9 protein-coding genes and 1 tRNA gene are annotated in these 13,802 nt (G+C 74.4%); 5 read left to right on the top strand and 5 right to left on the bottom strand.

The genetic code is table 11. The features are described from left to right. Positions 1 to 122: 122 nt before the first annotated feature. Positions 123 to 767, bottom strand: coding sequence for a dihydrofolate reductase family protein (locus tag ACFV0O_RS10680; protein WP_380339174.1), 645 nt, complete (start codon positions 765 to 767; stop codon positions 123 to 125). A 141-nt stretch (positions 768 to 908) separates the two neighbouring features. Further along, positions 909 to 1,715, bottom strand: coding sequence for a phosphoribosyl-dephospho-CoA transferase MdcG domain-containing protein (locus ACFV0O_RS10675; protein WP_380339171.1), 807 nt, complete (start codon positions 1,713 to 1,715; stop codon positions 909 to 911). A gap of 192 nt (positions 1,716 to 1,907) precedes the next feature. Between ACFV0O_RS10675 and ACFV0O_RS10670 the strand changes: the two genes are divergently transcribed. Next, a complete protein-coding gene (locus ACFV0O_RS10670; RefSeq protein ID WP_380339168.1) occupies positions 1,908 to 2,138 on the top strand; it encodes a hypothetical protein in 231 nt (76 codons plus the stop codon). 207 nt (positions 2,139 to 2,345) lie between these two features. Here the strand turns inward: ACFV0O_RS10670 and ACFV0O_RS10665 are convergent, their stop codons facing one another. Next, positions 2,346 to 5,573: a S41 family peptidase gene (locus ACFV0O_RS10665; protein WP_380339165.1), complete on the bottom strand. Its 3,228-nt coding sequence runs from the start codon at positions 5,571 to 5,573 to the stop codon at positions 2,346 to 2,348. A gap of 200 nt (positions 5,574 to 5,773) precedes the next feature. Between ACFV0O_RS10665 and ACFV0O_RS10660 the strand changes: the two genes are divergently transcribed. Together ACFV0O_RS10660 and ACFV0O_RS10655 are read left to right on the top strand one after the other, a co-directional pair. Further along, entirely contained in the window at positions 5,774 to 7,489 is a 1,716-nt protein-coding gene (locus tag ACFV0O_RS10660; protein ID WP_380339162.1) for a chitinase, read from the top strand. A gap of 75 nt (positions 7,490 to 7,564) precedes the next feature. Then, on the top strand, positions 7,565 to 8,755 hold the full coding sequence (locus ACFV0O_RS10655; RefSeq protein ID WP_380339159.1) for an MFS transporter: 1,191 nt from the start codon (positions 7,565 to 7,567) through the stop codon (positions 8,753 to 8,755). Between the two features lie 195 nt (positions 8,756 to 8,950). On the opposite strand, the gene ACFV0O_RS10650 is transcribed toward ACFV0O_RS10655, so the two are convergent. Both ACFV0O_RS10650 and ACFV0O_RS10645 read right to left on the bottom strand, forming a co-directional pair. Beyond that, a tRNA-Lys gene (locus ACFV0O_RS10650) sits at positions 8,951 to 9,024 on the bottom strand. A gap of 93 nt (positions 9,025 to 9,117) precedes the next feature. Further along, on the bottom strand, positions 9,118 to 10,026 hold the full coding sequence (locus ACFV0O_RS10645; RefSeq protein WP_380339156.1) for an NADP-dependent oxidoreductase: 909 nt from the start codon (positions 10,024 to 10,026) through the stop codon (positions 9,118 to 9,120). Positions 10,027 to 10,202: 176 nt separating this feature from the next. On the opposite strand from ACFV0O_RS10645, the gene ACFV0O_RS10640 reads away from it, so the two are divergent. Together ACFV0O_RS10640 and pgi are read left to right on the top strand one after the other, a co-directional pair. Next, the gene (locus tag ACFV0O_RS10640; protein ID WP_380339154.1) at positions 10,203 to 11,786 is read left to right on the top strand and encodes a Na+/H+ antiporter; all 1,584 of its coding nucleotides are present in this window, start codon (positions 10,203 to 10,205) and stop codon (positions 11,784 to 11,786) included. A 188-nt stretch (positions 11,787 to 11,974) separates the two neighbouring features. Continuing rightward, positions 11,975 to 13,636 carry a glucose-6-phosphate isomerase gene (gene pgi, locus ACFV0O_RS10635; protein ID WP_380339152.1) on the top strand — a complete coding sequence of 554 codons (1,662 nt, stop codon included), beginning with the start codon at positions 11,975 to 11,977 and terminating at the stop codon, positions 13,634 to 13,636. The last annotated feature ends 166 nt before the right edge of the window (positions 13,637 to 13,802 follow it).

Here is a 13,802-nt window from a genome sequence, read left to right as displayed (position 1 = left end):
CCGGCGCGCGCTACCGGGCCCCCCGCGCGCCCGCCCCCCCCGGGGGGGGGGGGGGCCGCGGGGCGCGGGGGGGGGCGCCGCGCCCCCCCCCCCCGCGCGGGGGGGGGGGGGGGCCCCTCGCGTCACTTGCGCCAGAACAGGTGGTGCGTGACGCCGCTCGGGCTGGGCACGACCTCCAGGTGGAACCGGTCGAGCAACTCGTCGGGGGACTTCCAGAGCCGCAGCCCGGACCCGAGCTCCACCGGGGAGACCACCACGTGCAGGGTGTCGACGAGGTCGGCGTCGAGGAACTGCCGGATCGTGGTGACACCGCCGCCGAGCCGGACGTCCCTGCCCTGCGCCGCTGCCCGCGCCCGTTCGAGGACGGCGGCCGGGTCGCCGTCGACGAAGTGGAACGTGGTGTCGGAGAGCGTGATCGACGGACGCCCGTGGTGGGTCATGACGAACACCGGAGTGCGGAACGGGGGCTCCGCGCCCCACCAGCCGCGCCACTCGTGGTCCTGCCAGGGCCCGCGCTGCGGCCCGAACTTGTTGCGGCCCATGATCTCGGCACCGATGTTGCGGGCGAAGTCCCGGGTGAAGTAGTCGTCGAGGCCCCGGCTGCCCCCGGGGTCCGTCCGCATCGGCCAGCTCGCGGTGGCTCCGGCCCACGCGAACAGCCGCTCGGGGCCGTCGAGGCCGAACGGCCGTTCCAGGCTCTGGTGCTCACCGGCGCCGATCCCGTCGGCCGAGACGTTGAAGTTCATCACTCTGAGCAGTTGGTCCACGGGTTTCCTCGCCGGGTCTCGTCACGTCAGCGTGCGGCGGGGCGCCGCACGCGAGGACGTCGGAGCCGACCCGGCCGGATCGACATCGGCGGCGGGTCGTTCTTCTCCGGGACTGCGCGCGGGGGGCCGGCGGGCGGGCCGTCAGGCGAACGGGCCCCGGGGGAACCAGGGGTCGTGGACCTCCCGGGGGCCGTACGGGGTCAGCAGGGTGAGGGTGTGCACCCCCGCCGCGTACTCGGCCAGCTGCACCGAGCCGTGCCGGGTCTCCAGTGCGGCCTGCACCGGCACCGGCAGCTTGGTGAGCGCCCGCCGCAACTGCAGCGCGTCGCGTCGGCTGACCGGCTGCGGCGAGCGCAGCACCAGCCGCAGCGGGCTGAGCGGCCCGGTCACCGGAACCCCGCTGCCCAGCTCGTAGCCGACCGCGCCGATCGGGCCCCAGGGCATCCGGTGGTCGGCCACCAGCCGGCCGACCTCCGGCAGCAGGGCCAGCGCCGGGATCCCGGTGAGCCGTTCGGGGGCCAGCCGCCGGCGCCGCTCGGCCAGCTGCTCGGGCCGCAGCGTCCGGGCCACCGCCGCCCAGGGCGCCAGTGCGTCCAGCCGCTGCCCGGGGCGCGGGCCTCGCACGGTCACCGGGAACCACAGTTCGGGCGCGGCCTCCGGGTCCCGGGTGCAGCGCTGCGGGTGCGGCAGGTCCGCCGGGCTGCCGACCACCGCCGGCGCCCGGCCGACCGTCACCCAGGGGTGCACCCGCAGCACGGCGCGCGCCCAGTCCGGCAGTTCGCCGCCCGCGAGCGGGCGCAGCGAACCGGGGCACTGCATCAGCAGCAGGTCGTGGGCGCCGGGCAGCCGCCCGTCCAGCGCGGCCAGCGGGCCGACCCGTCGGCGCGGTCCGTCGTGCGGGTCCTCGGCAGTGCGCCGGGCGGGGTTTGCGGGATGGACGACGGTCACAGCGGGCTCCAACGGTGGCGTCAGTTCGGCCGACGGCTCCACCCTGCGCCCGCCGGGCACCGCCCGGCTACGGCCGTTGGGCGCGTCCACCAGGGACCAAGGGCTCAACCGGGCCCGAGGTGCGTCGGCCCGGTCACGGTGTGAGAGTGGGGGCAGCCCGGTATTCCGACATTCCCCTCCGGAGGAGGAGTCATGGGCATCTTCGACAGGTTGTTCCACCGGCCGCCGCACCACGAGGCCACCGGCGAGGACGCCGCCCAGCGGGCCGCGCTCGCCCACGACGAGACCGTCGACGCGTTCGGCGACGACGTCGAGCGGAGCAGGGACGCGCAGGAGCGGATGGCCCAGGAGCGGCTCTCCCAGGAGGAGGCCGACCGGCGCGCCGCCGAGAACATGACGGCCGAGGGCGACCCCTGGGACTGATCCCTGGGGCCGAGATCCGGGGCCGAGGTCTGGGGCCGAGATCCGGGGCCGAGATCTGGGGCTGAGGTCTGGGGCTGAGGTCTGGGGCTGAGGCCTGGGACCGAGGCCGCCCCGACCGGCGGGGCCGACACCGGCCCCGCCGGTCACCACTGCGCCGGTCACCGGTTCGGCCACCCCTGCCGGCAACTGCTCCCACAATCCCGCCGGTCACCGCTCCCGCGGTGGCAGCGGCGGGCGCCGCAGGTCCGGCCGGGGCGTGGACTCCGGCGGGGGTGCCGCGGCGGGCGCGTCCTCCAGCAGCTCCAGGGCGAGCTGGACGGCGGTGACCAGCTCGGGGTGGCGCCCCCGGGCCCAGTCGCCCGGGGTGCGCAGCACGTGCACGTCCGGTTCGACGCCCCGGTTCTCCACCGACCAGCCGAGGCCGCCGCCGAACCAGGAGGCGTTCTTCGGGACCGAGATCTGGGTGCCGTCACCGAGGGTGTGCCGCCCCGACATCCCGACCACCCCGCCCCACGTGCGGTTGCCGATCACCGGGCCGAGCCCGAGCAACTTGATCGCCGCGATGATGACGTCGCCGTCCGAGCTGGTCGCCTCGTCCGCGAGGGCGACCAGCGGGCCGCGCAGCGCGTGCCGCGGCCAGCGGACCGGCTGGCGGTCCCGGGTGAAGTCCCAGGCCAGGACGTGCCGGGTGAGCTTCTCCAGCACCAGTTCGGAGACGTTGCCGCCGGCGTTCCCGCGGACGTCCAGGACCAGTGCGGGCTTGTCCAGTTCGCGCCGCAGGTCCCGGTTGAACTGCGCCCAGCCGGAGCCGCCGAGGTCCGGGATGTGCAGGTAGCCGCACCGTCCGTCGCTGAACTCCCGGACGAGGGAACGGCGTCTGGTCACCCAGTCCTGGTAGCGGACGGGCCGTTCGTCGGTCAGCGGGGTGACCGTGATCCGCCGAACCGGGCCGTCCTCGCCGGTGCGCAGGGCCAGTTCCACGGTGGTGCCGCCGGTACCGGCGAGCAGCGGCAGCGGTCCGCGCACCGGGTCCACCGGCCGGCCCGCGATCGACAGCAGTTCGTCGCCCTCCCGGACGCCCTGGGCGGCCAGCGGGGCGCGGGCGCGCGGGTCGGAGGACTCGCCGGGCAGCACCCGGCCGACCAGCCAGCGCCCCTCGGGGGAGCGGTGGGCGCTGGCGCCGAGCAGGCCGAGCGGCTGCTGGGCGAGCGAGGGCCCCTCGGCGCGCCGGGAGGTGGTGACGTAGGCGTGCGAGGTGCCCAGTTCGCCGAGGAGTTCGCGCAGCAGGTCGGCGAAGTCGTCGGGTGAGCAGACGCGTTCCAGCAGCGGTTCGTACTGGGCGACCAGGGCGGGCCAGTCCAGGCCGGACATCCGCTCGTCCCAGAACTGGTCGCGGACGATCCGGGCGGCCTCGTGGTAGGCCTGACGCCACTCGGCGTCCGGGTGCACGGTGTGGGTGATCCGGCGCAGGTCGACGCCGGTGCCGGCGGAGGGCGCGGAGACCGGGATCACCCGGAGCGTCCCGGCCGAGTAGACGACGACGGAGCCGCCGTCCCCGGAGACCGCGTAGCCGTCGAGCTTGTCCACCAGTGTGCTGCGGGTGCCCCGGGCGAGGTCGAAGTGCTCCAGTGAGGGGCGGCCCGAGGTGTCCTCCGGGCTGGCGAAGGTCTGCCCGAGGGTGCCGGAGATCGGCCAGCGCAGCCAGACCAGGCCGCCGCGCACCGCGTCGGTGGCCGAGTACTTGGAGGCGATCACCGGGAACTGCAGCAGCCGGTCGCCGATGCCCTCGGGTTCGACCCGGACGGTGCCGTCGCCGCCGCCGTCCCCGCGCGGGGCGCCGTCCTCGGCCTGCGCGGCGAACGGCGAGGGCGTGTCGGCGGTGAGCGGCACGAGGTACGGGCGGCAGCCGAGCGGGAAGGAGAGGTCGCCGGTGTGGACGTCGTGGACCGGGTCGAAGCCGCGCCAGGACAGGAAGGCCAGGTAGCGGCCGTCCCGGGTGAACACCGGCTGCTCGTCCTCGAACCGGCCGTCGGTGACCTCGGTGATCGGGGCGGGCGCCGCGGTGCGGGTGAGCCTGATCCGGCGCAGCGAGCGCCCGGCGACCGGCTGGGACCAGGCGATCCACCGCGAGTCGGGGGAGAACCGGGCGCTGGAGACCGGTCCGTACTCGGAGGAGGCCAGTTCGCGTACGGCTCCGTCGTCGGTGGCGACCAGCAGCAGCCGCCCGTCCGAGGAGGAGGCGGCGAGGCGGGTGCCGTCGGGGGAGACGGTGAGCTCCAGGACCCGGCCGAGCCGGCCGGCGGCGAGCACCCGGTGTCGGTGCCGGTCCCCGCCGCCGGAGCCCGGGGTCGCCTCGTGCCCGGGCAGCGGCATCACCTCGATCGCGTCGGCGCCCTCCGCATCGGTGATCCAGGCCGCCTCGCCGGTGTGCCCGAGCACGACCGGCAGCCGGGTCCGCACCCCGGGGGTGTCGGCCAGCGCGCGGGCCGGGCCGTCCTTGTGGGTGAGCCAGTACTGGCTGCCGCGCACGGTGATCACCCCGGCCCGGCCGGTCCGGTCGCAGGCGAGGTCCTTGACCTGGGACGCGGCGCCGACCTGGTAGGGGCGGCGGCCGGCCCGGGCGCCGCCGAGCGGTACGTCCAGCCGGTGCGGGGCGGGGGCGTCCAGGCCGTCCAGCAGCCAGAGGTCGCCGGCGTGCTGGTAGACGATCCGGGTGCCGTCGGTGGCGGCCTCGCGGGCGTAGTAGGTGGCGTGGTCGGTGTGCCGGCGCAGGTCGGTGCCGTCGGGACGGCAGGAGTAGAGGTTGCCGATGCCCTCGTGGTCGGAGAGGAAGGCGACCCGTCCGCCGACCGGCATGGGGGAGGCGAGGTGTCCGGTGTGGTCGGGGAGGATCCGCTTGCCGTCCGCCCAGAGCCGGCCGACGGCGCCGCCCCGGTAGCGCTTCCAGGCGGCCGGTTCGTGCGGGGCGGCGCCGGTGAGCAGGACGGTCCGTTCGCGGCTCATCTGGGCGTCGCCGACCGGGCCCCAGGGCATCCGCTGGCCGGGGGAGCCGTCGGCGGGCAGGGCGTGCGCCCAGGTGTAGTGGCCGAAGGGCTCGTGGAAGGAGGTGACGGCGAGCACCTCGCCGTCCGGCAGCCAGCCGCGCACCCGGGTGTCCTGGCTGCCCCAGAAGCTGAGCCGGCGGGCCTCGCCGCCGTCGACGGGGGCGGTCCACACCTCGGGGGTGAGGCTGAGCCAGCCGGTCCAGGCGAGGGTGGTCCCGTCGGGGGAGAAGCGGGGGTGGCTGACCCGGGTGCGGTCGCAGGTGACCCGCCAGGCCCGGCCGGTGACGGCGCCGGCGGTGTCCAGCGGGGCGATCCAGACGTCGTCCTCGGCGGTGAAGGTGAGCAGGCCGTGGTGCAGGTGGGGGTAGCGGAGGTAGCCGGGCGGGGTCACCCCTCCATCCTTCGACGGGGTGTCACACCCGGCAACCGGAGAAGGCCGGAGCCGGTCTGGACCATTGACACCGTACGGCCGGATCCACTTCAGTGGTCTAGTCCAACTAGGGTGCCAGGCCGGGCCGTTCCCCCCACTGGCGCGTGCTCCGGCGTGCCCTCGGACGTCCCCCACGACCGTGCCACCGCAGGAGCGCCCCCATGCGCAGATCCATGCCCCCACGCTCACCCGCCCGCCCCCGGGCCCGTCGCGCCGCGCTCGTCGCCGGCACCGCCTCCGCCGTCGCCGCGGCCACCCTGGCCGGCGTCACCCTGGGCCTGGCCCCCGCCGCCTCGGCCGGCGAGTTCCTGGTCAACGGAGGCTTCGAGTCCGGCTCGCTCGGCCCCTGGAGCTGCGGCAGCGGCACCGGCAGCGTCGTCACCGCCCCGGTGCACGGCGGCAGCCACGCGCTCGCCGGCGCGGCCACGGCCGGCGACACCGCCCAGTGCGGCCAGGTCGTCACCGTCGCCCCCAACACCACCTACACGCTCAGTGCGTACGTCAACGGCTCCTACGTCTACCTGGGCGTCGACGGCGGCGGCCCCAGCACCTGGACCCCCGGCACCGGCGGCTCGTACCAGAAGCTCAGCGTCAGCTTCACCACCGGCGCCACCCAGACCAGCGCCACCGTCTACACCCACGGCTGGTACGGCCAGGGCACCTACTACGCGGACGACGTCTCGCTGGACGGCCCGGGCGCGCCCAGCCCGACGCCGACGCCCACGCCGACGCAGACCCCCACCGGGACCGCCTCGCCGACCGCGACCCCGACCGGCACCCCCACTGCGACCCCGACCGGCACCCCCACCGCGACCCCGACCGGCACGCCCACCGGCACGCCCACCGGCACCCCGCCCACCGGCAGCCACGCCCTGGTCGGCTACCTGCACGCCGGCTACGCCAACGGTGCCGGCTACACCCGGATGGCCGACGTCCCGAACTCCTGGGACTTCATCGACCTGTCCTTCGGCGAGCCCACCTCCGTCACCTCCGGCGACATCCGCTTCAACCGCTGCCCGGCCACCGAGTGCCCGACCGTCGAGTCCGACGCCGACTTCAAGGCCGCCATCGCCGCCAAGCGCGCCCAGGGCAAGAAGGTGCTGATCTCGATCGGCGGCCAGAACGGCCAGGTCCAGCTGACCACCGCCGCCGCCCGGGACACCTTCGTCAGCTCGGTCTCGGCGATCATCGACAGGTGGGGCCTGGACGGCCTGGACATCGACTTCGAGGGCCACTCGCTCTCCCTCGACACCGGCGACACCGACTTCAGGAACCCGACCACCCCGGTCGTCGTCAACCTGATCTCCGCGCTGAAGACCCTCCGGGCCAGGTACGGCCCGGGCTTCGTGCTGACCATGGCGCCGGAGACCTTCTTCGTCCAACTCGGCTACCAGTACTACGGATCCGGACCCTGGGGCGGCCAGGACCCGCGCGCCGGGGCCTACCTGCCGGTCATCCACGCCCTGCGCGACGACCTCACCCTGCTGCACGTCCAGGACTACAACTCCGGCTCCGTCATGGGCCTGGACAACCAGTACCACTCGATGGGTGGCGCCGACTTCCACGTCGCGATGACCGACATGCTGCTCAAGGGCTTCCCGGTGGCGGGCAACGCGAACAACGTGTTCCCGGCGCTGCCGGCCTCCAAGGTCGCCATCGGCATGCCGGCCACCACCAACGCGGGCAACGGCTACGTCGCCCCGGCCGAAGTGGACAAGGCCCTGGACTGCCTCACCAAGCTCACCAACTGCGGGACGTACGTGCCGCGTTCGGGCGCCCAGCCGAACCTGCGCGGGCTGATGGCCTGGTCGGTGAACTGGGACCGGTTCGGCGGCCAGGAGTTCTCCCGGAACTTCGACGGCTACTTCGGCCGCTGACCGACGCCAACGGGACCGTGCTCGGACCCGACGCGCTTGAACCTGACACCGGTGTGAGGTCCAAGCATGGTCCCCATGGCGACCACACGACTCCCGACCCCGGTACCCCGCAAGCCCTTCCCGCTCCCCTCCCTGCTCGCCCTGGCCACCGCCGTCTTCGTCACCGCGCTCACCGAGAACCTGCCCGCCGGGGTGCTACCCGGCATGGGCGAGTCCCTCGGCGTCAGCGAGTCGGCCGCCGGGCAGACCGTCACCGTCTACGCGATCGGCTCCGCCGCCACCGCGATCCCGCTCGCCGCGGTCACCGCCGGCTGGGGCCGCAAGCGACTGCTGCTCACCGCGATGGGCGGCTTCGCCGTGGCCAACACGGTGACCGCGGTGTCCGGCAGCTACCCGCTCACCCTCGCCGCCCGCTTCCTCGCGGGCGTCGCGGCCGGCCTCGCCTGGGCGCTGCTGGCCGGGTACGCCCGCCGGCTGGTGCCGGTCGAGCAGCAGGGCCGGGCGATGGCCGTCGCCATGGCGGGCGTGCCGGTGGCGCTGTCGCTCGGAGTGCCGGTCGGCACCTTCCTCGGCCGGATGTCCGCCTGGTGGGTGCCGTTCCTGGTCATGTCGGCACTGGCGGTCGGCGTGGTCGGCTGGATCACGGCGCTGCTGCCCGAGGAGCCGGGCCGGCCCGACGGCGAGCGCGTGCCGGTCCGGCACGCGCTCGCCGTGCCCGGCGTGGTGCCGGTGCTCACGGTGACCGTGCTCTACGTGCTCGCCCACACCATCCTGTTCACCTACATCGCGCCCTTCCTCGACCGGGCCGGCCTCGGCGGCGCCACCGGCACCGTCCTGCTGGTCTTCGGCCTGGCCTCGATGGCGAGCATCTGGCTGACCGGCGCCCACATCCACCGCCGGCTGCGGCGGTTGACGATCGGCGGCGCACTGCTGGTCGCGGTGACGGCGGGCGTCCTCGCGCTGTGGTCGGACAGTGCGCCGCCGGTGTACGCGGCGGCGCTGCTCTGGGGCCTGGGCTGGGGCGGCGTCCCGACCCTGCTGCAGACCGCCCTCGGTGACGCGGGCGGCGAGCGGGCGGACGCCGCCCAGGCCGTGCTGGTGACCCTGTGGAACGTCGCGATGGCGGCCGGCGGGGTCGTCGGCGGACTCGTCCTGGACGGCCTCGGCACCGGCGCCCTGCCCTGGACGGTCCTCGCCCTGATGCTCCCCGTCCTCGCCGTGCTCGCCGCCGCCCGCCGCCACGCCTTCCCGCCGGCCCGGGGCTGAGGACGACCCCCTGGGCCCGGTCCGGCCGCAGCAGCAGGCGGTTCGACAGCGGTTCGGTCACCAGCCCGGGCGGGGCGGTGGTGACCGAGCCCGCCGGGGAGCGCCCGCTGGGGAGCGCGCCGCTGGGGAGCGCGCCGACCGCACGGGAAATGCCGGAAGGCCCCTCGCTTTCGCAAGGGGCCTTCCGGCTGTCTGTGCGCCGCCAGGGACTCGAACCCCGGACCCGCTGATTAAGAGTCAGCTGCTCTAACCAACTGAGCTAGCGGCGCCTGCTGACGTGGAGAACATTACCTGGTCAGCGGCCGAAACACACAATCGGCCCGGCGGGGGGCCAGGGGCCCCGGGGCGTCGTGCCCGGAGCCTCACATGGTCAGCACCACCTTGCCCCGGACGTGTCCGGTGCCGACCAAGCGGTGGGCCTCCCCGGCCCGCTCCATCGGGAGGGACTCGGCGATCTCCAGCCGCAGCCCGCCCGCCTCCCAGAGCCGGACCAGCTCGGTCAGCCGGGCGGCGGTGCGCTGCGTGCGCAGCAGCCGCACGCCCAGCCGTCCGGCGCCCTCGAAGTCGACGACGGTGCCGATCCGGTCCCGGTCGGCGACCAGCTCGACCGAGGCCTCCAGGGCACCCCGCCCGGCGGCGTCGAAGGCGGCCGTCACCCCCTGCGGCGCCGCCGCCCGGACCCGCTCGACCAGCCCCTCCCCGTACGCGACCGGGACCGCGCCCAGCTCGCGCAGGTACGCGTGGTTGCGCTCGCTCGCGGTGCCGACCACCGTGGCGCCCCGGGCCCGGGCGAGCTGGACGGCCACCGTGCCGACCCCGCCGGAGGCGCCGTGCACCAGCACGGTGTCGCCGGGGCCGACGCCGAGCAGGGTGAGCGCGGTGTGCGCGGTCTGGCCGGAGGCGGAGAGCGAGCCGGCCTGCTCCCAGGGCATCCCGGCGGGCTTGGCCACCAGCTGGGCGGCGTCCACCGTGACCAGTTCGGCGTGGCTGTCCAGCAGCCGGAAGCCCAGCACCTCGTCGCCGGCCCTCCAGCCGCCGCTGTCCGGCCCGACCCGGTCCACCACCCCGGCGAACTCGTTGCCGAGGACGAACGGCGGTTCGACCGTCAGTCCCGGCGGCCGGAACCCCTCCCGGATCGCCAGGTCGACCGGCTGCACCCCGGCCGCGTACACCCGCACCCGCACCTCGCCCGGGCCCGGCTGCGGATCGGGCACCTCGGTGACCCGCAGGACCTCCGGACCGCCGGACCGCGTCACGGTGACCGCCTTCATGTCTGCTCCCACCCGTTCGACCGGCCGACGGCTCCCGTCGACCGGTACCGATCCTCGGTCCTGAAGTGCGCTTGAGGTCAAGGGGTCGTTCAGCGCGTCTTCACTGATGGGTGCATTGTCAGATTTATCCTGGGCGGCGCTCAGCCGTGCGTCCGTCCGTCGAGAGGAATCTCCCCGTGGGCCAGCTGCCCCTGTTCTTCCTGGTGCTGCTCGCCTCCGTGGTCACCATGCCGCTCGGCCGCAGGACGGGCGTGCCGCAACCGGTCCTGATGACCCTGCTCGGCATCGTCATGGCGATCGTCCCGCAGATCCCGGACGTCACCATCGAGCCCGAGCTGATCCTCCCGCTGGTCCTGCCCCCGCTGATCTTCGCCGTCGCCCGGCGCTCCTCGGTGCGCTACTTCAAGGCCAACGCCCGCTCGATCCTGCTGCTGGCCATCGCCCTGGTGGTGGTCACCACCGTCGCGGTGGCCGGCACGGTGCACTGGCTGCTGCCCGCCCTGCCGCTCGCCGCCGCGATCGCGGTCGGCGCGCTGGTCTCCCCGCCCGACCCGGTCGCCGCCGTCGCGGTGGCCGGCAGCGTCGGCCTGCCCCGCCGGCTGGTGTCGATCCTGGAGAGCGAGGGCCTGTTCAACGACGTCACCGCGATCGTCATCTACTCGCTGGCCATCGAGGCCATGGTCAGCGGCGACTTCTCGGTCGGCGGCGCGGTGCTGCGCTTCGTCCTGTCCGCGGTGCTGGCCGTGGTCGTCGGCGTCGTCCTCGGCTGGGTCAACACCAAGCTCGCCGAACGCCTGGACGACCCGACCCAGCAGGTCGCGCTCAACCTGCTGGTGCCCTTCGCCGCCTACACCATCGCCGAGGAGATCCACGGCTCCGGCGTGCTCGCCGTCGTGGTCTGCGCGCTCTACCTCGCCGAGCGGGCCTCCGACGCCGACGCCGTCGCCTACCGGCTGGTCGGCAACGCCTTCTGGGAGGTGGTCGAGATCCTGATCACCGGCGTCGCCTTCGGCCTGATCGGCCTGGAGCTGGCCACCGTGCTCAAGGAGGCCGGCCGCGGCTGGACCGGCTTCATCGGCGACGCCGCCGTGGTGATCGCCGTCGTGGTGGTGGTCCGGCTGCTCTGGCTGCTGCCGGCCGGCTGGGTGTCCCGGAAGCTGCGCAGCGGCGACGACGAGGACACCCCGTTCAGCTGGAAGGAGAGCGTGGTCCTCTGGTGGTCCGGCATGCGCGGCGTGGCCACCGTCGCGCTGGCGCTCGCCATCCCGCTCACCCTGCACTCCGGCGCGGACTTCCCCGAGCGCGGCCGACTCGTCTTCATCGCCTTCAGCGTGGTGCTCTTCACGCTCCTGGTGCAGGGCCTGACCCTGCCCTGGGTGGCCAAGCGGCTCCGGCTGGACATCGACCAGGACAAGCACGAGCAGGCCGTCCGTCAGCTCTGGTGGCGGGCCGCCAAGGCCGGGCTCACGCGGCTCGGCGAGCTGGAGGAGCAGGACCGGCTGCCGGCCGAGGTCGCCGACCGCCTGCGGGACCGTCAGCACGACCGGCTGGCCCGGCTCTGCCCGGAGAACTACGCCGAGGAGGAGGCCGCCGAGGCCAAGCTGCGGCTGTCCCAGTGGCGGGCCGCCCGGGACGTCGAGCAGGAGATGATCGCGGCCTCCCGCCGCGAGATGCTCGTCGCCCGCAGCGAGCTCGGCGCCGACCCGGAACTGGTCGACCAGGTGCTGCGCGGGCTCGACCTGCGCTCGGAACGGAAGTGACGTCCTGTCCGCCGGTGGGCGGAATGTGCGCGACCGCCCCCGGGGTTGCATAGGCTGAACCCGGGCAGGCCGTCAACGGAGTCGGCGCACCACCAGTACCCGCACGACCTCGCACCGAGACCCTCACCCTCGGGGGCTCACGCCTGGCCCTGCCGGTTTCTGCACCCAGATGAATCGAGGACCCACCGATGTCGGAGACCCGCGCCGACTCCCGCACCCCGCTGGACCGCACCCCGCAGTGGGCCGCCCTGGCCAAGCACCGGACCGAACTGGGCGACACCCACCTGCGCGAGCTGTTCGCCGCCGACCCCGAGCGCGGCCGACGCCTCACCCTGCGGGTCGGCGACCTGCACGTGGACTACGCCAAGCACCTGGTGACCGACGAGACGCTGGAGCTGCTGCGCGCACTCGCCGCCGCCACCGGCGTCGCCGAGCTGCGGGACGCGATGTTCCGCGGCGAGAAGATCAACACCACCGAGCGCCGCGCGGTCCTGCACACCGCGCTGCGCGCCCCGCGCGGCGCCGTGGTCGAGGTCGACGGCGAGAACGTGGTGCCCGGCGTGCACGCCGTCCTCGACAAGATGGCCGCCTTCGCCGACCGGGTCCGCAGCGGCGCGTGGAAGGGCCACACCGGCAAGCCGATCCGGGCCGTCGTCAACATCGGCATCGGCGGCTCCGACCTCGGCCCCGCGATGGCCTACGAGGTGCTCCGCTCGTACACCGAGCGCGACCTCGTCGTCCGCTTCGTCTCCAACGTCGACGGCGCCGACCTGCACGAGGCGGTCCGCGACCTCGACCCGGCCGAGACGCTGTTCATCGTCGCCTCCAAGACCTTCACCACCATCGAGACCATCACCAACGCGGTCTCCGCCCGCGACTGGCTGCTCGACGGCCTGGGCGCCGGCACCGAGGCGGTCGCCAAGCACTTCGTCGCGCTGTCCACCAACGCCCGGGGCGTCCAGGACTTCGGCATCGACACCGCCAACATGTTCGAGTTCTGGGACTGGGTCGGCGGCCGCTACTCCTACGACTCGGCCATCGGCCTCTCGCTGATGACCGCCATCGGCCCGGACGCCTTCCGCGAGATGCTGGACGGCTTCCACCTGGTCGACGAGCACTTCCGCACCGCCCCGGCGGAGGAGAACGTCCCGCTGCTGCTCGGCCTGCTGGGCGTCTGGTACGGCGCGTTCTTCGACGCCCAGGCGCACGCGGTGCTGCCGTACTCGCACTACCTGTCCAAGTTCACCGCCTACCTGCAGCAGCTGGACATGGAGTCCAACGGCAAGTCGGTGACCCGCGACGGCACCCCGGTGGACTGGCAGACCGGCCCGGTGGTCTGGGGCACCCCCGGCACCAACGGCCAGCACGCGTACTACCAGCTGCTGCACCAGGGCACCAAGGTGATCCCGGCCGACTTCATCGGCTTCGCCAAGCCGGTCGCCGACCTGCTCCCGGGCCTGGTCGCCCAGCACGACCTGCTGCTGGCGAACTTCTTCGCCCAGACCCAGGCGCTGGCCTTCGGCAAGACCCCGGAGGAGGTCGCGGCCGAGGGAGTGCCCGCCGAACTCGTCCCGCACAAGACCTTCAAGGGCAACCACCCGACCACCACCATCCTGGCCGGTGAGCTGACCCCGTCGGTGCTCGGCCAGCTGGTCGCCCTCTACGAGCACAAGGTGTTCGTCCAGGGCGCGATCTGGAACATCGACTCCTTCGACCAGTGGGGCGTCGAGCTGGGCAAGGTGCTCGCCAAGCGGATCGAGCCGGTGCTGCTCACCGGAGAGGGCGCCGAGCAGCTGGACAGCTCCACCGCCGAGCTGGTCGCCCGCTACCGGGAGCTGCGGGGCCGCTGAGCCCCGGCCGGGCCGTCCGCTCCGGCGGGCGGCCCGGCTGCGTTCCGCCCGCCGTTCGGACCCGGAAATGGGGGGAAGGGCGGCGGGGGGGGCCAGGGGGGGGGCGCGCCACACCACGGGCTCGCGTACATGTTCCACATGATGAACGAGGCCCGGATCGGCGTCG

The sequence above is a fragment of the Kitasatospora sp. NPDC059577 genome (genome assembly GCF_042735475.1).
Taxonomy (GTDB): domain Bacteria; phylum Actinomycetota; class Actinomycetes; order Streptomycetales; family Streptomycetaceae; genus Kitasatospora.
This window is presented reverse-complemented; position numbering and strand designations above follow the sequence as displayed.